This window comes from Pseudomonas khavaziana (genome assembly GCF_036704165.1).
GTDB classification, from domain to species: domain Bacteria; phylum Pseudomonadota; class Gammaproteobacteria; order Pseudomonadales; family Pseudomonadaceae; genus Aquipseudomonas; species Aquipseudomonas khavaziana.
In genome coordinates this window covers 2,132,029-2,149,013 of record NZ_CP129946.1, presented here as the reverse complement: position 1 = coordinate 2,149,013, position 16,985 = coordinate 2,132,029, and the positions used below count along the sequence as shown (strand labels likewise).

Sequence of the window (16,985 nt, the reverse complement as noted above, 5' to 3'; positions counted from 1 at the left end):
CGCAGCCTCAACCGCCCGGATTCAGCGCAGGCCCCAGGGCCTGCGCACCAAGGCAAAGCAAAAGCTGTACCAGACAATTGCACTGAACCTTCGGCGAACCCCGCGACTCGAAACCACACGTACAGATCAGCCACACACGGAGACAACCATGGCCGGTAAAACAGCAAAGACTGCTCAAGAGATACTGATGGCGGATTTTCAAACCCTGGTCAGTGATACCGAAAGGTTGCTGGACGACACCGCTGTGCTGGCCGGTGACCAGGCCGATGAGCTGCGCACCAAGATCCACGAGAGCCTGCTCAAGGCCCGCGAGACCCTGCAGTTGACCGAAGACTCGCTGCGTGAGCGCGGTCAGGCAGCGATCACTGCCACTGAAGACTACGTACAGGCCAACCCATGGCAGTCCGTCGGTATCGCTGCCGGCGTGGGCTTTTTGATCGGTCTGCTGGCTACAAGGCGCTAAATATCATGTCTATCGGCGAATCCAGCTCATCAACGAGCGCACACTCTTCAGGAACCAGTTCCACCTCCCGGCGCCTGGGCGCTGCCGTGCTGGGCTTGCTGCACAGCCATGTGGAGTTGTTCGGCATCGAATTGCAGGAGCAAAAGGCCCGCACCGTAAGCCTGTTGCTGTTCGCCGGACTGGCGCTGGTGTTTGCCCTGCTATTGCTGGTGGGGTTGTCGACGCTGGTAATGATCCTGGTATGGGACACCGGCTACCGACTGACCGGAATAATCTGTCTGTGCGTGTTCTATAGCCTGGCTGCCGCGTTCTGCGGGGTGCGCTTGAAAGCGGCAGTGTTCGACGAGTCCACGCCCTTCCACGCCACGCTTGAAGAGCTGGCCAATGACCGGGAGCGCCTGCTGCCATGAGCATGACTGAGATCCCGCAAAACACCTCCCGCCGGGAAATGCGCAAGGCCCTGATCCGCCTGCGCATGGAAATGCACCGCCAGGAAATCCGTCATGAGTCCCAGCAACTGATGGCGCCGCTGCAAAAAATGCGCAACATGCGTCATAACTGGCAGGACAGCCTGGGCATCAAGCATGCGCCGTTGTGGGGCGTAGCGGCGGTGACGCTGATGGGGTTCTTTACCGGCAAGGGTGCCAAAGGCGGCAGTATCAGCAGCGTGACGCGCCTGATACGGCTAGGTGCCGGTTTAATCCCACTGATCAAACTGGCCATGCAAGGCGCTTCGCGCAAAAGCTGACCTGAGTGAGTCAAAGACCGTAATGACCGATATATCTTGGTCATTGCGGTTTTTTGCGCTGGCTGTTAATTGATATCGACACGGCCGACCGTTGGATTCGCTTGCCCCAGCGAGGCCGAACCGGGAAGCTGGACCTGTCATTCACCGTACGGAGAGTACCCGCCTTGGATTGGCCCACCCTGCTGACCCGCGAACGCCTTGGAAAACCCCTGCACAGCCCGGAAGAACTGGGTCGCAGCCCCTTTCACAAAGACCACGATCGCATCATCTTTTCCGGTGCATTCCGGCGCCTGGGGCGCAAGACACAAGTGCACCCGGTATCGAGCAACGACCATATCCACACGCGCCTGACTCACTCGCTTGAAGTCAGTTGCGTCGGCCGCTCCCTTGGCATGCGCGTGGGCGAAACCCTGCGCAGCGCCCTGCCCGACTGGTGCGACCCGAGCGACTTGGGCATGGTGGTGCAATCGGCCTGCCTGGCCCATGACATCGGTAACCCGCCGTTCGGACACTCCGGCGAAGACGCCATTCGCCACTGGTTCCAACAGGCCGCCGGGCGCGGCTGGCTGGATGACATGACCAGCGCCGAACGCAATGACTTCCTCAACTTCGAAGGCAATGCCCAGGGCTTTCGGGTGCTGACCCAGCTTGAATACCATCAGTTCGACGGCGGCACGCGGCTGACCTATGCCACCTTGGGGACTTATCTCAAATACCCCTGGACTGCCCGCCACGCCGACTCACTGGGCTACAAGAAACACAAGTTCGGCTGTTACCAGAGCGAGTTGCCGATTCTTGAGCAGATCGCCCACAAGCTCGGCCTGCCCCAACTGGAAGAGCAACGCTGGGCCCGTCACCCGCTCGTTTACCTGATGGAGGCCGCCGACGACATCTGCTACGCGCTGATCGACCTGGAAGACGGCCTGGAAATGGATCTGCTGCAGTACGCCGAGGTCGAGTCGCTATTGCTGGACCTGGTCGGCGATGACCTGCCACAAACCTATCGGCAGTTGGGCCCGCTTGACTCGCGGCGCCGCAAACTGGCGATCCTGCGTGGCAAGGCCATCGAACACCTGACCAACGCAGCAGCAAGGGCATTTGTCGAACAGCAGGACGCCCTGCTCGCCGGCACACTGCCTGGCGACCTGGTCGAGCACATGCACGGCCCGGCAAAACGCTGCGTACTGGATGCCAAGGACATGGCGCGCAAGAAAATCTTCCAGGATAAACGCAAGACGCTGCATGAAATCGGCGCCTACACTACCCTGGAAATCCTGCTCAACGCATTCTGCGGTGCGGCCCTGGAACAACATGGCGGGCGTACCCCATCGTTCAAGAACAGGCGCATTCTCGATCTACTGGGCAATAGCGCGCCGGACCCGGCCTGGCCATTACATGCGTCGTTCCTGCGGATGATCGATTTCATCGCCGGCATGACCGACAGCTACGCCACAGAAATGGCGCGGGAAATGACCGGGCGCTCCAGCCCTCAGTAACGACTCGACCACGCATCCTGTTCCCTGAAGAGAATCGCCCTACGACGGGAACAGAGCGGCCTGATCGAATTCGTACATACACCCGAAGAATAATCACGCACGCTCTTAACGGACCAGCCGAGCAATTCCTACACCCCCATCGACGCTTGACTCACTGTGTGTTCTCTATGCCCAGATACCCTCTTCGTATTCTTTTGGTGGAGGATCACCCCTTTCAGCTCCTGGCCACCCAATGCCTGCTCAAAAGCTTCGGTTTCGACCAGTTAACGCCCGTGGAAAATGCCGAGCAGGCCATACGCTTGATGAGCCAGTCCGAACACCCCTTCGATCTGATGCTATGCGACCAATGCCTGCCTGACTTGCCCGGGCTTGAACTGGTGGAAATCGCCAGCCGCCAGCGCTTTATAACCAGTGCGATCCTGTTGAGCGGGTTACCCCCGACGGAACTGATCAATCTGAAGCGGCAAGCCCTGCAACGAAATCTCCCACTCCTTGGCTACTTATCAAAACCGTTGGACAAAGATCAACTTGAAAGTCTGATCGCCTCGTTTTTCACTTAATAAATGTAGGAAATTAAACATTTCCACTTGAGAAAACCTACTTGAAGCCAGGCGCAAATACCAAGGCGCCATTCAATGACGCAATCATGCGCAAAATGCTTACATACACCTTCATCACACCTAGCAACTTGTAGGGTAGCGCCTTTTCTAATGTAGGAACTTTCCTGTTTTGCTTCTACTGCCCCTGGCCTTCATGCTGCAACCTCACCTTCTGAGCTAATGTGCCCGCTTTATTTGCACCTGCATGGAATGTGATTATGAACTCTGTTTTTATTATCGATGACCACCCTGTTATACGACTCGCCATTCGAATGTTGCTGGAGCACGAAGGTTACAAAGTCGTTGGCGAAACAGATAACGGGTGCGATGCCATACAGATGGTGCGTGAATGTCTTCCGGACCTGGTGATTCTAGACATCAGCATTCCCAAACTGGATGGCCTTGAAGTGCTCTGCCGCTTCAACGCGATGAACACATCGATGAAGACCCTGGTACTGACGGCGCAGTGCCCTACGCTCTTTGCGACGCGATGCATGCGTTCGGGCGCCGAGGGGTATGTGTGCAAGGAGGGGGACCTGAGCGAATTGCTCAGCGCCATTCGTGCAGTGCTGTCGGGCTATAACTACTTCCCCAGCCAGGCGCTGAATGGTCCCGGCACCGAAGGTATGGACGCCCAGGAGCTGGAGCTCTTCAAGACAGTCAATGATCGCGAACTGATGGTGCTGCAGCTGTTTGCACAAGGCCGTACCAACAAGGAAATCGCCAAGGGTATGTTCCTGAGCAATAAAACCGTCAGTACTTATAAAAAGAGGCTAATGCAGAAACTCAAGGCCAAATCCTTGGTAGAACTCATCGAGATGGCAAAACGAAACGCGCTAGTGTGAGAAAGCGGATGCCCAGGCGTATAAAGGACTATCTGATTATATTGAGTGCCGGTTTGTACTTCAGCACCACCGTGCTCGCGGAGCACCAAACCAGCCCGGAACGCTTCACCCTCTTGAGCCGTGCCGGAGCCGTCCAACTAGACACTCATTTTGACAAGGCTCAGCGCCAGTGGCTGCAGAACAAACGCGAACTGGTGTTGGGTACCTCCGCACCTGACTACCCGCCCTTCGACCTCACGTCCAGCGGTCATGATTACGAAGGTCTCACCGCTGATTACGCTGGATTGCTGGCCAAGGCGCTCTCCTTGCCCATCAATGTCATGCGCTATCCGTCCCGCAAGGATGCCATTCGAGCCCTGGAAGCCGGGGAAATCGATTTATTGGGATCCTCCAACGGCTTTGAGGCCGCGACCCCCAATCTCATCCTGTCTGAACCCTACGCCGTGGACCAGCCTGTACTGGTCACCCGCGAGGGAGAAACCCGTAGTCTCAATGAGGGCCTGGAAGGGCTACGACTGAGCCTTGTCTACCATTACCTGCCACTCAACGAAGTAGAGAAGCTCTACCCCAATGCGATCATCCGCGCCTATCCGTCTTATCAGAATGCCTTGAATGCGGTGGCGTTCGACCAGGCGGATGTGTTTCTCGGCGACACCATTTCCACCCATTACATGATCAACAAGGGCTATCTCAAGAACATCCGCATGGCCAACTTTGGCAAGCATGAGGCTTATGGTTTCAGCTTTGCTACGCGCCAGGACAATCGGATCCTGCTGAGCATTGTCGACTCAGTCCTGGCAGCCGTGCCGGTCAACGAACGGGATAGCATCGCCAAACGCTGGAGCGCCGGCAGCGATATCCTGCTGACCGATAAGAAACTGCAACTGACCCAGCGCGAAGAGCGCTGGCTCAAAGAGCATCCGGTGGTGAAGGTGATCGTGAACGAAACCTTCGCGCCACTCACCTTCTTTGACGCAGACGGCAATTTTCGCGGGATTACCGCCGACCTCCTGGAGCTGATACGCCTGCGCACCGGCCTACGTTTCTCGATCGAGCGCGGACGTGACGTCAACGCGATGATTGAGCAAGTCACCAGCCAGAAAGTCGATATGATCGGCGCTATCGTCCCGAGCAACGAAAGAGACTCGCAACTCAATTTCAGCCGCCCGTACCTGGAAAACTCCTATGTATTGCTCACACGCAAAGAGCCCGGTGCGCCCGCCAACATGGAGCAAATGGCCGGCAAGCGCCTGGCGATAACCCAAGGCAATCCATTGGCCGCGAGCTTGAGCACGGACTTCCCGCAGATTCAGCTGGTGGAAACCAGCGATACGTTCAGGGCGTCAGAATTGCTCGCCCAAGGGCAAGTGGACGGCGCCGTGAACACCCTGGTCATTGCCAACTACTTCCTGTCTTCCCAGGTTTTCCAGGACCGGCTGCAAATCAGCGCCAGCATCGGCACGACCCCTGCCACGTTCACCCTGGCCACGTCGCGCCAGTCCACAGAATTGAGTTCAATCCTCGACAAGGCGCTGCTGAGCATCGCCCCGGATGAAATGGGCGTGATCAACAGCCGCTGGCGTGGCTACACCGCCGCGTCCGACAGCTACTGGCGCAATTACCACCAACTGATCGCGCGGATCATCATCGGCACAGGGCTTTTGCTATTGATTTCCTTGACCTGGAACGCCTACATGCGCCGCCAGATCAAACACCGAAAAATGGCCGAGCGTGCCCTCAACGATCAGTTCGAATTCATGCGCGCACTGGTCAATGAGACGCCCCACCCGATCTACGTGCGCGACCGCAATGGCCTGCTGCAGACCTGCAACGACAGCTACCTGCAGGTGTTCGACGTCAAGCGCGAAGACGTGATCGGCAAAAGCGTGACCCAGATGAGCATGGCCCTGGAGTCGGAGGCGGCGCAATACCATGCCGATTATCAGCGCGTGGTGGCCGAGGGGAACCCACTGATCCTGGATCGCAGCCTGCATATCCATCAGAAGAAGCTGACCATCTACCACTGGATCCTGCCCTACCGGGACTCCACCGGCGAGGTCCAGGGCATTATCGGCGGTTGGATCGATATCAGTGATCGACGCCAGTTATTCGATGAGCTACGCGCCGCCAAGGAACGCGCCGACGAGGCCAATCGCGCCAAAAGTACGTTCCTTGCCACCATGAGCCATGAGATCCGCACGCCGATGAATGCGGTGATCGGTATGCTCGAACTGACACTCAAGCGCGCCGACCAGGGGCACCTTGATCGCCCGGCGATTGAAGTGGCATACAACTCGGCCAAGGACCTGCTGGAATTGATCGGCGATATCCTCGATATCGCGCGTATTGAGTCCGGTCGTCTCAGCCTGGCCCCGGAACGCGTCAACCTGCGGGAAGTGATCGAGTCGGTCGTGCGCGTCTTCGACGGCCTTGCACGTCAGAAAACCCTGAGCCTGTTGCTGGAGTTCAAGCCCGATCTCAATGACGTCGAGGTGCTGATAGACCCCCTGCGCTTCAAGCAAGTGCTCTCGAACATCGTCAGCAACGCGATCAAATTCACCGAACACGGGCAGGTGAAAATCAAAGTGGAGATACAGCCTACCCAGGCGCCGGAGCAGATCGAGTTGAAACTCGTCGTGGAGGACACTGGCATCGGCATCACCAGGGAAGACCAGTTGCGCCTGTTCGAGCCCTTTGCCCAAGCCGACAACTCTGGGCACCTGGCCAGGAGCGGTGCGGGGTTGGGATTGGTCATCTGCCGCAGCCTGTGCGAAATGATGGGCGGTCAATTAAGCCTCAGTAGCGTGCCCCTGGTAGGCACCCAAGTGCACGTCAACCTCAGGATGCCGCGCCTGAGCCCGGTCCAGGCGTTGGGAGAGCACACGCCTGAGACGCCGGCCCGCACCCCCGTGCTGAACGTGCTGGTGGTCGACGATCATCCGGCGAACCGCCTGCTGATGTGCCAGCAACTGGGCTACCTGGGCCATCAATTCACCGCCGCCGAGCACGGCGCCGCCGGATTCCAGGCCTGGCGCCAGGAACGTTTCGACCTGGTGATCGCCGACTGCAACATGCCCATCATGAATGGCTACGAGCTGAGCCGTTCAATCCGCGAATACGAGCAACGGGAACAATTGCCTGCCTGCGTGGTGCTGGGTTTTACTGCCAATGCCCAACCGGAGGAAAGGCTACGGTGCGTGCAGGCCGGCATGGATGACTGCCTGTTCAAACCCATCAGCCTGACCATGCTGGAACGGCAACTGGCGCAAATCGCTCCTCAATCAGCAAGCGCTCGGCTGGACTTGGGGTGCCTGGAGGCCCTGACCGGCGGCGACCCGCAATTGAGTCGACGTTTGCTGGAAGAGCTGTTGAGCAGCAGCCGTCAAGACCGCCTGGCACTCATGGACCTGCTGAACCGAAAAGCCTCGCTCACGGAGGTCATTGAGCAGGCCCATAAAATCAAGGGAGCTGCTCGTATCGTTCAAGCCACTTCACTGGCCGGGCAATGCGAAGCACTGGAACAAGCCTGTTCGCGCAATGAGCATTGGACTGTGATCGAAACCGGTATCAAGGCCCTGGAAAAGCTCATGTTGGAACTGGAGAGGGTCCTGCAAATTCAACTGGATGACCTGGACAGTCTGTAAGCGCCTGAATGCTGTAGGAGCGAGCATACTCTCGCGCCTACAGCAGACAGCATCAGCCCGCTTGTCTCAGCAATCGGTCAATCGCAGGAAGATGGCCGCCAGCTGTTCAACCCCCACTTGGTCCTGAGGTGTAAAACGGCCCAGCAACGGGCTATCGAGGTCGAGCACGCCAACCAACTGCCCGTCCTTGACCAACGGCACCACCAATTCGCTGTTGGAAGCGCTGTCACAGGCGATATGCCCCGGGAAAGCATGCACATCCTCCACTCGCTGGGTTTGCCGCGATGCCGCCGCCGCGCCACACACCCCGCGGCCGAAGGGAATGCGCACACAGGCGATCTGCCCCTGGAATGGCCCAAGCACCAGTTCGTCATTGCGATTGAGGTAGAAGCCTGCCCAATTCAAATCATCCAACTGATTGAACAGAAACGCGGAAAACTGCGCACTGTTGGCAATAAAATCCCGCTCATCAGCGAGCAACGACTCAAGCTGCGCGCACAGCATGGCATAGCCATCAAGGCCGGTACCGGCCTGTTGTAAATCGATCATGGTTGACGTTCCAGCAATTTAAGACCCACCCAGTAACGGGCGAATTGATAGGCACAGCGGCCATTGCGGTTGCCGCGGCCCGTAGCCCAGCGCACCGCCAGCACATCCAATTGTTCATCGCGCTGCCACTGCAAGCCAGCCTTGCCGGCCAACTCGCCGATCCAATGTTCCACCACATCCAGGAAGTGCTCCTGGGTGAAGGGGTAGAACGATAGCCACAAGCCAAAACGGTCTGACAAGGCAATCTTGTCTTCTACCGCCTCACTCGGGTGCAACTCGCCATCCACGCGTTTCCAATTGTCGTTGTCGCTCTGGTTTTCCGGAACCAGGTGGCGACGGTTCGACGTGGCGTACAGCAGCACGTTTTCCGGCGCCTGTTCAAGGGAACCGTCGAGCACGCTCTTGAGCACACGATAGTCGCCTTCACCAGCTTCGAACGACAGGTCATCGCAAAACAAAATGAAGCGCTGTGGTAATTTGACCAGTTGCTCGACCACCCGTGGCAAGTCGGCCAAGTGGTCGCGCTCGATTTCAATCAAGCGCAAACCCGCCTTGGCATGCTGGGCGAGCAAGGCGCGTACCATGGAGGATTTGCCAGTGCCGCGCGACCCCCAAAGCAGCGCATGATTGGCGGGCAAGCCATCGAGGAACTGCTGGGTATTGCGCGCCAGTTGTTCACGTTGTTTATCGACGCCGATCAGATCCGACAGGCGCATGTCCAGGCTCACTTGCAGCGGCAATAGAAAGCCACTGCGCCCTTCGCGCTGCCAACGGGCGGCCAGGCACTGGTCCCAGTCGATGGCCTCGCGCAGGGCGGGCAACAAGGGTTCCAGGCGTGCAAGTACCGCATCGGCGCGTTCAAGGAAGGCATTCAATCGAGAATCCATGACTATTCCTCTGGCAAGTTCTTGTAAAAGATGGCGTATTAGCAACCCTGCGGCGCACCGCATGAGGCTGCATCAAAACAACGATTCATGCCGGGCGAGCCAGAGCTTGTGGATGTTCAGCTATGCTTGCCGGGCGAAGGGAAACGTGAAGTGGTTCAACACTCGATGGATATCAAGTTCGCCCACCGCTTGTCTTATAAACAAGCCAGATTGACTGTGCTGGTCGGTTTCGTCTTGGGAACCTTGCTCAGCCTGATCCAAATCGGCATTGATTATGCCAGTGAAGACGCATCCATCAACCGTGAAATACGCTCACTGATCGAAATCAGCCATAACCCCGCCTCACGCATCGCCTACAACATCGATGCCGAACTCGCCCAGGAACTGGCCCTGGGGCTGCTGCACTCCCCTGCCATCACCCGGGCGCAGTTGATCGACAATAATGGCGTGGTCCTGGCCGACGTCGATCGCCCGCGCAAGGAAAGCAACTACCGGCCCCTCAGTGATTTTCTGTTCAGCGCCAACCGTCAATTCGAGGACCGGCTGTACCTTGGCCATATGCCGGACGAATCGCTTGGCGTGCTGCGCCTTGACGTCGATACCTACACCTTCGGCAGCCGTTTCCTGCATCGTGCCGAGATTACCTTGCTTAACGGATTCGTCCGCAGCCTGCTCCTGACCGGGATTCTGCTGGGCTTGTTCTACGTGATGCTGACCCAGCCGTTGGTGCGCATTATCCGAGAGCTGAGTACACGCAAACAGGCGCGCCTGGATTGCCCACCGGGGCACGAAGATGACGAGATCGGCGTGCTGGTCAACGTCGCCAACCAGCAATTCGAAAACATGGAGACCGAAATCCAGCAACGGCGCCACGCCGAGGACCGCCTGACGGAATACCTGGGCCAGCTGGAAAATATTGTTTCTGCACGCACCCTTGAACTCAAGGCCAGCAACCAGCGCTTGAGCCAGTCCAATGATGAACTGGAAGCAGCGAAGACCACTGCACTGGCCATGGCCCAGGCAAGGGCGGCCTTCCTGGCTAATATGAGCCATGAAATCCGCACACCGCTCAACGGACTGCTGGGGATGATTGCGTTGTCACTGGACAGCCCGCTGAATGCCGAACAACGACAGCAACTGTCCATCGCCCATGATTCAGGCAAAGTACTGGTCGAATTACTCAACGATATCCTCGACCTGTCCAAATTCGACGCCGGCCAGCTGGAACTGGAACATATCCCGTTCGACCTGGGCTCGCTGGTGGAAGACACCGCCAACCTGCTGTCCCAAAACGCGGCGCCAAGTGTGGAGCTGACCTGCCTGATCGATCCACAGTTTCCCGCCCAGGTCATCGGCGACCCGACTCGTGTGCGGCAAATCGTCAGTAACCTGCTGTCCAATGCCCTGAAGTTCACCCGCTTTGGACGCGTCGATGTACGCCTGCGTGCCGTGGAGGGCCGGGTCAACATTGAAGTGTGTGACACCGGCATCGGCATCGCCCAGGATGCCCAGGCGAAGATCTTCCAGCCGTTCACCCAGGCCGGTGCCGGCATCACTCGCCAATTTGGCGGCACAGGGTTGGGGCTGGCGTTGACCCGTAACCTGTGCGAAGCCATGCGAGGACGCTTGAGCATCAGCTCGGAGGTGGGCTTTGGCAGCCAGTTCTGCGCCGATCTGCCGTTGCCCACGCATTTGCCTGCTACCCGCTACACCCCACTCACAGGTGATGTGATTGCCATCACCCACGCCGGCGGCGGCTTGACGGAGTTGCTCACCACCCTGCTGCCTTCCTGGGGGCTGACACCACGCTGTTATTCCCAGGACGATGACTTGAGCGCACTGGCCCCGGACCTGCTGATCACCGATTGTCCGGAGTGCCTGTTTCGCTTGCGCCCTGGGATCCGCGCCCCGATTTTGCTGGTCACTGCCTACGGCAACTTCATGCCTGGCGAAGAGGTAGCGGCCCTGGCACCGCTGCAGCAACAAGCACGCCCATTGAGCCGCAACGCGCTTTACCAGATCCTGCAACGCAACCTGCGCAGCGACGTAGAACTGACCCTCGACCCGATTCAGATGGAATCCGCACCGCTTGCTCATCGGGCACGTATCCTGTTGGTGGAGGACAACCCAGTCAATCAACTGGTGGCCAAGGGTATGCTCAGCAAGTTGGGATGTGAGGTCATCGTGGCCGCCCATGGCGGCGAAGCCCTGACGATGCTTGAGGACCAGCGCTTCGACATGGTGTTGATGGACTGCAACATGCCGGTGATGGATGGCTACGAGGCCAGCCGGCAGATTCGCCGCAGCGGGCGCTGGCCAGACCTGCCCATCGTCGCCTTGACCGCCAACGCCCTGTCCGAAGAGCGAGAGCGCTGCCGGGCGGCGGGCATGAACGACTACTTGGCCAAGCCGTTTCGCCGCGAAGAACTCCATGCTCTGCTGGAGCTATGGGTACCGACGATCACAAGTCTCTGATCTGCCCACGCACTGCATTTCACTTGAGCAGGGCTTCGATCGCCTGGGTCAAGTCCTGAGGCTTGGTCGTCGGCGCAAAACGCTTGACCTGCTTGCCGTCACGGCCGATGAGGAACTTGGTGAAGTTCCACTTGATGTTCTTGGAACCCAGTAGCCCCGGGGCCTGTTTTTTCAACTGCACGAACAGAGGGTGGGCATCGCTGCCATTGACATCGATCTTCTTGAACAGCGGAAAACTGACGCCGAAGTTCAGCTCACAGAACTCGGATATCGCGTCTTCGTTGCCCGGTTCCTGCTTGCCAAATTGATTGCAGGGAAAGCCGAGCACCACCAGGCCTTGATCCTTATAGTGCTGCCAGAGTTGCTCCAGGCCCTTGTACTGTGGCGTGAAGCCGCACTTGCTGGCGGTGTTGACCACCAGAATGGCCTTGCCGGCGAAGTCGGCCAAGGTCTTTTGCTCGCCCTTGATGGTGGTGCAAGGGATGCTCAGCAGGGATTCGCTCATGGCAGAGCCTCAAGTCAGGGAAAGAAAGTGTAGGAGCGAGCCTGCTCGCGAAAAACTCACAGGCGCCGCGTTCATTCAGGAAGCACGCGTTATCTTTGACGTTTTTCGCGAGCAAGCTCGCTCCTACAGTGATCCGTGTAGGCCTGTTTACAGCTTCAAGCCTGGCGCGGCACCAGGTCCAGGCACACCGAGTTGATGCAATAGCGCAGCCCGGTCGGCGGCGGGCCGTCCGGGAACACATGCCCCAGGTGTGCGTCGCACTTGGCGCAGGTGACCTCGGTACGGATCATGCCGTGGCTGACGTCGCGGATCTCAATCATCGCGCTGTCGGCAATCGGCTCGTAGAAGCTGGGCCAGCCGCAGCCGGAGTCAAACTTGGCCCTGGAATCGAACAGTGGCTCGTTGCAACAGATGCAGTGGTAAACGCCATCGGTCTTGGTGGCGTTGTACTTGCCGCTGAACGGTCGCTCGGTGCCCTTGAGGCGGCACACGTTGTACTGTTCGGGATCAAGCATGGCTTTCCATTCATCAACGGTTTTCTGCAACTTTTCCATTGGTACACCTCGGCAACTGAAAAACCCTGATCTGTGTCTTTTCCAGGGATCAGGCGGCACGTATGATTGCGCCTCTTCAAAACGCCAGTCTGGCACCCGCGCCTCCGGCATTCAAACGTATTTATGGGCGCGAACCGCGCAGGATTCACCCCAGGGTAGTGCCTGCGCCGTCTGGATCGTTCATTTTCAGGATCACATCGCCATGCAGGTCAGCAAATCGAACAAGCTCGCCAACGTCTGCTACGACATTCGCGGCCCGGTGCTCAAGCACGCCAAGCGCCTGGAAGAGGAAGGTCATCGCATCCTCAAGCTGAACATTGGCAACCCGGCGCCGTTTGGTTTCGAAGCGCCGGACGAAATCCTCCAGGATGTGATTCGCAACCTGCCGACTGCCCAGGGCTACAGTGATTCCAAGGGCCTGTTCAGTGCGCGCAAGGCGGTGATGCAGTACTACCAGCAAAAGCAGGTTGAAGGTGTCGGTATCGAGGACATCTACCTGGGCAATGGCGTGTCCGAGCTGATCGTGATGTCGATGCAGGCGCTGCTCAACAATGGCGACGAAGTGCTGGTGCCGGCACCGGATTACCCGCTGTGGACCGCCGCCGTGACCCTGGCTGGCGGCCACCCGGTGCACTACCTGTGTGATGAAGGTGCCGACTGGTTTCCGGACCTGGCCGACATCAAGGCCAAGATCACCCCGAACACCAAAGCCCTGGTGATCATCAACCCGAACAACCCCACCGGCGCGGTGTACTCCAGGGAAGTGCTGCTGGGCATGCTCGAACTCGCACGCCAGCACAACCTGGTGGTGTTCTCCGACGAGATCTACGACAAGATCCTCTACGATGACGCGGTGCATATATGCACCGCGTCCCTGGCCCCGGACCTGTTGTGCCTGACCTTCAATGGCCTGTCCAAGTCTTACCGCGTGGCGGGTTTCCGCTCCGGCTGGATTGCCATCTCCGGCCCCAAGCACAACGCCCAGAGCTATATCGAAGGCATAGACATGCTGGCCAACATGCGCCTGTGCGCCAACGTACCGAGCCAACACGCCATCCAGACGGCCCTCGGTGGCTACCAGAGCATCAACGACCTGATCCTGCCCCAGGGGCGCCTGCTGGAGCAGCGCAATCGCACCTGGGAGCTGCTCAACGCAATCCCGGGCGTCAGCTGCGTGAAGCCCATGGGCGCGTTGTATGCGTTTCCGCGGATCGACCCGAAAGTGTGCCCGATCTTCAACGACGAAAAGTTCGTGCTCGACCTGCTGCTGTCGGAAAAGCTGCTGGTGGTCCAGGGCACCGCGTTCAACTGGCCGTGGCCGGATCACTTCCGCGTAGTGACGTTGCCGCGAGTGGATGACCTGGAGATGGCGATTGGTCGCATCGGCAACTTCCTGAAGTCCTATCGCCAGTAAGGGCATTGACGCTGTGCGGCCCGCTTCGGGTCGTACAGCGATTATCTGCAACACTTCTTTGTCGCTTACGTGTTGTGGTATTTCACTTGCCCCCCGCCCAAGGCGTACCCCCTATAATCACGGGGCGGCAAGGCAAACTCGTGTCGGCCATGGCTGACAATACAGGCCGGAAAATCCCTTCAAGCCTCTACATTCAAGCTGTAGGACACAGTTTGAAATAGTCGCTCGGTTGAATCACCCCATGCCGCACCTTATATACCCCGCAGTACGCGACATATTAAGCATGAGGAGAACCCTACAACCATGATGCGCATCCTGCTGTTCTTGGCCACTAACCTGGCGGTCGTGCTGATTGCCAGCATCACCCTGAGCCTTTTCGGCTTCAACGGGTTCATGGCGGCCAACGGGGTTGACCTGAACCTCAATCAGCTGCTGGTCTTCTGTGCGGTCTTTGGTTTCGCCGGCTCACTGTTTTCGCTGTTCATCTCCAAATGGATGGCGAAGATGAGTACCAGCACCCAGGTCATCACCCAGCCACGCACCCGGCATGAGCAATGGTTGCTGCAGACCGTCGAGCAGCTGTCCCGCGAAGCGGGTATCAAGATGCCCGAGGTCGGGATCTTCCCGGCCTATGAAGCCAACGCCTTTGCCACTGGCTGGAACAAGAACGACGCGCTCGTTGCCGTAAGCCAGGGCATGCTCGAACGCTTCTCGTATGACGAGGTGAAAGCCGTACTGGCCCACGAGATCGGCCACGTGGCCAACGGCGACATGGTGACACTGGCACTGGTTCAAGGCGTGGTGAACACCTTCGTGATGTTCTTCGCGCGCATCATCGGCAACTTTGTCGACAAGGTAATTTTCAAGAACGAAGAAGGCCGTGGCATCGCCTACTTCGTGGCGACTATCTTCGCTGAACTGGTACTGGGCTTCCTGGCCAGCGCAATCACCATGTGGTTCTCGCGCAAACGCGAGTTCCGCGCAGACGAAGCTGGTGCCCGCCTGGCCGGCACCGGGGCGATGATCGCAGCGCTGCAACACTTGCGCTCCGAACAGGGGCTACCGGTGCACATGCCGGACAGCCTGACCGCCTTTGGCATCAACGGTGGCATCAAGCAGGGCATGGCTCGCCTGTTCATGAGCCACCCGCCACTGGAAGAGCGGATCGACGCACTGCGTCGTCGGGGCTGATAACCCGGTAATACGAAAAGGGGCGATTGATCGCCCCTTTTTCGTGGCCGCGATTTACCTCTTGGTCAGCCGATAAACGCGCTCCTCAAGACGGGTGACGCCGTCCGCCATGAATTTGCGGCTCTCACTCAGTATGTCCCGCTCTTGCAACGTGGCCACGCTCCAGTACGAGCCCAGCAGCGAGCGCACTTCCTCATCCGGGACAGAAAACGGCGGCCCAGCCCTTTGTGCTTGGTCGTAGTCGACAGCGATCAGCAGGCCCTCACAGCCGCGGGCCAGCAGACTGTTGAGATGCTCGGTGTATTGCGGCCGCATCTGCTGCGGCAAGGCAATCAGTGCTGCACGATCATACAGCGCCTTGCAGTCGGCCACGGCCCCTGCGTCAAGGGCAAAGTAATCGCCACACCACACTTCGATCAGGCCCTTGTGATACACCTTGAACACGCCTCTTTGATCAATCTGCGGCGTGAGTGCCTGTTCGCTGAAAAACGCCTCAACCGCCTGCTCCGACACCTCCACACCCATCACACGATGCCCACGCCCCGCCAGCCACATCATGTCCAGGCTTTTGCCGCACAATGGCACGAAGACCTTCGAGCCCGCGGCCAAGGCCAACGTTGACCAATACTGCTGCAAGTAGGGATTAACCTCGACTTGATGAAAACCGATCTGATTGGTGGCCCAGCGTTCCTGCCAAAATTTTGCGTCCATGCACCCTCCTGATAAATCGATCAAAAGACACTAAAACTTATATTAGATCTAGATAAACATTCTGATTAAAGATAGCTCGATATTAACCTCCAGGACGCTTCCTATGCTCCCCAGCCTGTTCATCTCCCACGGCTCACCCATGCTGGCGCTACAACCCGGTGCCAGCGGCCCTGCATTGCAGCGCCTGGCGGCCGAGTTGCCACGACCGCAGGCGATCGTGGTGGTATCGGCGCACTGGGAAAGCCCAGCACTGCTGGTCAGCGGCGGCGCCGCGCCCGAAACCTGGCATGACTTTGGCGGCTTTCCTCGCGAACTGTTTGCCGTGCAATACCCCGCGCCGGGTGACCCACGATTGGCGAGCGACATTGTCGAGCTGCTGCAAGCAGACGGCCTGGACGCACGCCTCGATAACCAACGCCCCTTCGACCACGGCACCTGGGTGCCCCTGTCGCTGATGTATCCAGCAGCAGACATTCCGGTGGTGCAAGTCTCGTTGCCCAGCCACATGGGCCCTGCCCTGCAAACCCGGGTCGGGCATGCCCTTCGCAGCCTGCGCGAGCAAGGGGTGTTATTGATCGGTTCCGGCAGCATCACCCATAACCTCGGTGAGCTGGACTGGCGTGCCGGGCCGGAGACGATCACACCGTGGGCGCGTGAGTTTCGTGACTGGGTGGTGGACAAACTTGCGACCGATAACGAAGCCGCCCTGCATGACTATCGGCGCCAGGCGCCCCATGCCGTGCGCAGCCATCCCAGCGATGAGCATTTATTGCCGCTGTATTTTGCCCGGGCGGCAGGCGGGCAGTTTGGTTTGGCGCATCAGGGGTTCACGATGGGGGCATTAGGCATGGACATCTATCGCTTCGGCTGACGGAGACCGGTAATTCAAGGCAAAAAAAATCCC

16 protein-coding genes are annotated in these 16,985 nt (G+C 58.5%); 11 read left to right on the top strand and 5 right to left on the bottom strand.

The features are described from left to right. Positions 1-148 precede the first annotated feature (148 nt). From QYQ93_RS09580 to QYQ93_RS09550, 7 genes are all read left to right on the top strand, one after another. Positions 149-463 (top strand): DUF883 family protein, encoded by a 315-nt coding sequence (locus tag QYQ93_RS09580; protein ID WP_005786475.1) that lies wholly within the window; start codon positions 149-151, stop codon positions 461-463. A 5-nt stretch (positions 464-468) separates the two neighbouring features. Further along, positions 469-873, top strand: coding sequence for a phage holin family protein (locus QYQ93_RS09575; protein ID WP_043050447.1), 405 nt, complete (start codon positions 469-471; stop codon positions 871-873). Beyond that, positions 870-1,211, top strand: coding sequence for a hypothetical protein (locus tag QYQ93_RS09570; RefSeq protein WP_338476797.1), 342 nt, complete (start codon positions 870-872; stop codon positions 1,209-1,211). The genes QYQ93_RS09575 and QYQ93_RS09570 overlap by 4 nt, the downstream gene beginning before the upstream one ends. Positions 1,212-1,375: 164 nt before the next feature. Beyond that, entirely contained in the window at positions 1,376-2,707 is a 1,332-nt protein-coding gene (locus tag QYQ93_RS09565; protein ID WP_043050449.1) for a deoxyguanosinetriphosphate triphosphohydrolase, read from the top strand. Between the two features lie 167 nt (positions 2,708-2,874). Continuing rightward, positions 2,875-3,267: a response regulator gene (locus tag QYQ93_RS09560; protein WP_043050450.1), complete on the top strand. Its 393-nt coding sequence runs from the start codon at positions 2,875-2,877 to the stop codon at positions 3,265-3,267. Positions 3,268-3,524: 257 nt separating this feature from the next. Continuing rightward, a complete protein-coding gene (locus QYQ93_RS09555; protein WP_043050451.1) occupies positions 3,525-4,151 on the top strand; it encodes a response regulator transcription factor in 627 nt (208 codons plus the stop codon). 8 nt (positions 4,152-4,159) lie between these two features. Next, positions 4,160-7,795, top strand: coding sequence for a transporter substrate-binding domain-containing protein (locus tag QYQ93_RS09550; RefSeq protein ID WP_338476796.1), 3,636 nt, complete (start codon positions 4,160-4,162; stop codon positions 7,793-7,795). A gap of 66 nt (positions 7,796-7,861) precedes the next feature. Here the strand turns inward: QYQ93_RS09550 and QYQ93_RS09545 are convergent, their stop codons facing one another. Together QYQ93_RS09545 and QYQ93_RS09540 are read right to left on the bottom strand one after the other, a co-directional pair. After that, a complete protein-coding gene (locus QYQ93_RS09545; RefSeq protein WP_043050453.1) occupies positions 7,862-8,344 on the bottom strand; it encodes a GAF domain-containing protein in 483 nt (160 codons plus the stop codon). Beyond that, positions 8,341-9,231 (bottom strand): ATP-binding protein, encoded by an 891-nt coding sequence (locus tag QYQ93_RS09540; RefSeq protein WP_043050454.1) that lies wholly within the window; start codon positions 9,229-9,231, stop codon positions 8,341-8,343. Before QYQ93_RS09540 ends, QYQ93_RS09545 begins: the two co-directional genes overlap by 4 nt. A gap of 165 nt (positions 9,232-9,396) precedes the next feature. Here QYQ93_RS09540 and QYQ93_RS09535 point away from each other — a divergent pair, with 165 nt between their 5' ends. Further along, positions 9,397-11,706 carry a hybrid sensor histidine kinase/response regulator gene (locus QYQ93_RS09535; protein ID WP_338477246.1) on the top strand — a complete coding sequence of 770 codons (2,310 nt, stop codon included), beginning with the start codon at positions 9,397-9,399 and terminating at the stop codon, positions 11,704-11,706. Between the two features lie 19 nt (positions 11,707-11,725). Here the strand turns inward: QYQ93_RS09535 and QYQ93_RS09530 are convergent, their stop codons facing one another. Both QYQ93_RS09530 and msrB read right to left on the bottom strand, forming a co-directional pair. Continuing rightward, the gene (locus QYQ93_RS09530) at positions 11,726-12,211 is read right to left on the bottom strand and encodes a glutathione peroxidase (protein WP_043050455.1); all 486 of its coding nucleotides are present in this window, start codon (positions 12,209-12,211) and stop codon (positions 11,726-11,728) included. 155 nt (positions 12,212-12,366) lie between these two features. Next, the gene (msrB, locus tag QYQ93_RS09525; protein ID WP_043050456.1) at positions 12,367-12,765 is read right to left on the bottom strand and encodes a peptide-methionine (R)-S-oxide reductase MsrB; all 399 of its coding nucleotides are present in this window, start codon (positions 12,763-12,765) and stop codon (positions 12,367-12,369) included. Between the two features lie 202 nt (positions 12,766-12,967). Between msrB and QYQ93_RS09520 the strand changes: the two genes are divergently transcribed. Together QYQ93_RS09520 and htpX are read left to right on the top strand one after the other, a co-directional pair. Then, positions 12,968-14,179 carry a pyridoxal phosphate-dependent aminotransferase gene (locus QYQ93_RS09520; RefSeq protein ID WP_043050457.1) on the top strand — a complete coding sequence of 404 codons (1,212 nt, stop codon included), beginning with the start codon at positions 12,968-12,970 and terminating at the stop codon, positions 14,177-14,179. 303 nt (positions 14,180-14,482) lie between these two features. Beyond that, positions 14,483-15,370 carry a protease HtpX gene (gene htpX / locus QYQ93_RS09515; RefSeq protein ID WP_043050458.1) on the top strand — a complete coding sequence of 296 codons (888 nt, stop codon included), beginning with the start codon at positions 14,483-14,485 and terminating at the stop codon, positions 15,368-15,370. Between the two features lie 54 nt (positions 15,371-15,424). On the opposite strand, the gene QYQ93_RS09510 is transcribed toward htpX, so the two are convergent. Beyond that, positions 15,425-16,081, bottom strand: a complete 657-nt coding sequence (locus tag QYQ93_RS09510) for a thiopurine S-methyltransferase (RefSeq protein WP_043050459.1) — start codon at positions 16,079-16,081, stop codon at positions 15,425-15,427. A gap of 103 nt (positions 16,082-16,184) precedes the next feature. Between QYQ93_RS09510 and QYQ93_RS09505 the strand changes: the two genes are divergently transcribed. Next, entirely contained in the window at positions 16,185-16,952 is a 768-nt protein-coding gene (locus QYQ93_RS09505; RefSeq protein ID WP_338476794.1) for a class III extradiol ring-cleavage dioxygenase, read from the top strand. The last annotated feature ends 33 nt before the right edge of the window (positions 16,953-16,985 follow it).

Coding starts and splice junctions, on each gene's coding strand:
- QYQ93_RS09580 (WP_005786475.1), top strand. CDS start 149: ATGGCCGGTAAAACAGCAAAGACTGCTCAAGAGATACTGATGGCGGAT.
- QYQ93_RS09575 (WP_043050447.1), top strand. CDS start 469: ATGTCTATCGGCGAATCCAGCTCATCAACGAGCGCACACTCTTCAGGA.
- QYQ93_RS09570 (WP_338476797.1), top strand. CDS start 870: ATGAGCATGACTGAGATCCCGCAAAACACCTCCCGCCGGGAAATGCGC.
- QYQ93_RS09560 (WP_043050450.1), top strand. CDS start 2,875: ATGCCCAGATACCCTCTTCGTATTCTTTTGGTGGAGGATCACCCCTTT.
- QYQ93_RS09555 (WP_043050451.1), top strand. CDS start 3,525: ATGAACTCTGTTTTTATTATCGATGACCACCCTGTTATACGACTCGCC.
- QYQ93_RS09550 (WP_338476796.1), top strand. CDS start 4,160: ATGCCCAGGCGTATAAAGGACTATCTGATTATATTGAGTGCCGGTTTG.
- QYQ93_RS09545 (WP_043050453.1), bottom strand. CDS start 8,344: ATGATCGATTTACAACAGGCCGGTACCGGCCTTGATGGCTATGCCATG.
- QYQ93_RS09540 (WP_043050454.1), bottom strand. CDS start 9,231: ATGGATTCTCGATTGAATGCCTTCCTTGAACGCGCCGATGCGGTACTT.
- QYQ93_RS09535 (WP_338477246.1), top strand. CDS start 9,397: ATGGATATCAAGTTCGCCCACCGCTTGTCTTATAAACAAGCCAGATTG.
- QYQ93_RS09530 (WP_043050455.1), bottom strand. CDS start 12,211: ATGAGCGAATCCCTGCTGAGCATCCCTTGCACCACCATCAAGGGCGAG.
- msrB (WP_043050456.1), bottom strand. CDS start 12,765: ATGGAAAAGTTGCAGAAAACCGTTGATGAATGGAAAGCCATGCTTGAT.
- QYQ93_RS09520 (WP_043050457.1), top strand. CDS start 12,968: ATGCAGGTCAGCAAATCGAACAAGCTCGCCAACGTCTGCTACGACATT.
- htpX (WP_043050458.1), top strand. CDS start 14,483: ATGATGCGCATCCTGCTGTTCTTGGCCACTAACCTGGCGGTCGTGCTG.
- QYQ93_RS09510 (WP_043050459.1), bottom strand. CDS start 16,081: ATGGACGCAAAATTTTGGCAGGAACGCTGGGCCACCAATCAGATCGGT.
- QYQ93_RS09505 (WP_338476794.1), top strand. CDS start 16,185: ATGCTCCCCAGCCTGTTCATCTCCCACGGCTCACCCATGCTGGCGCTA.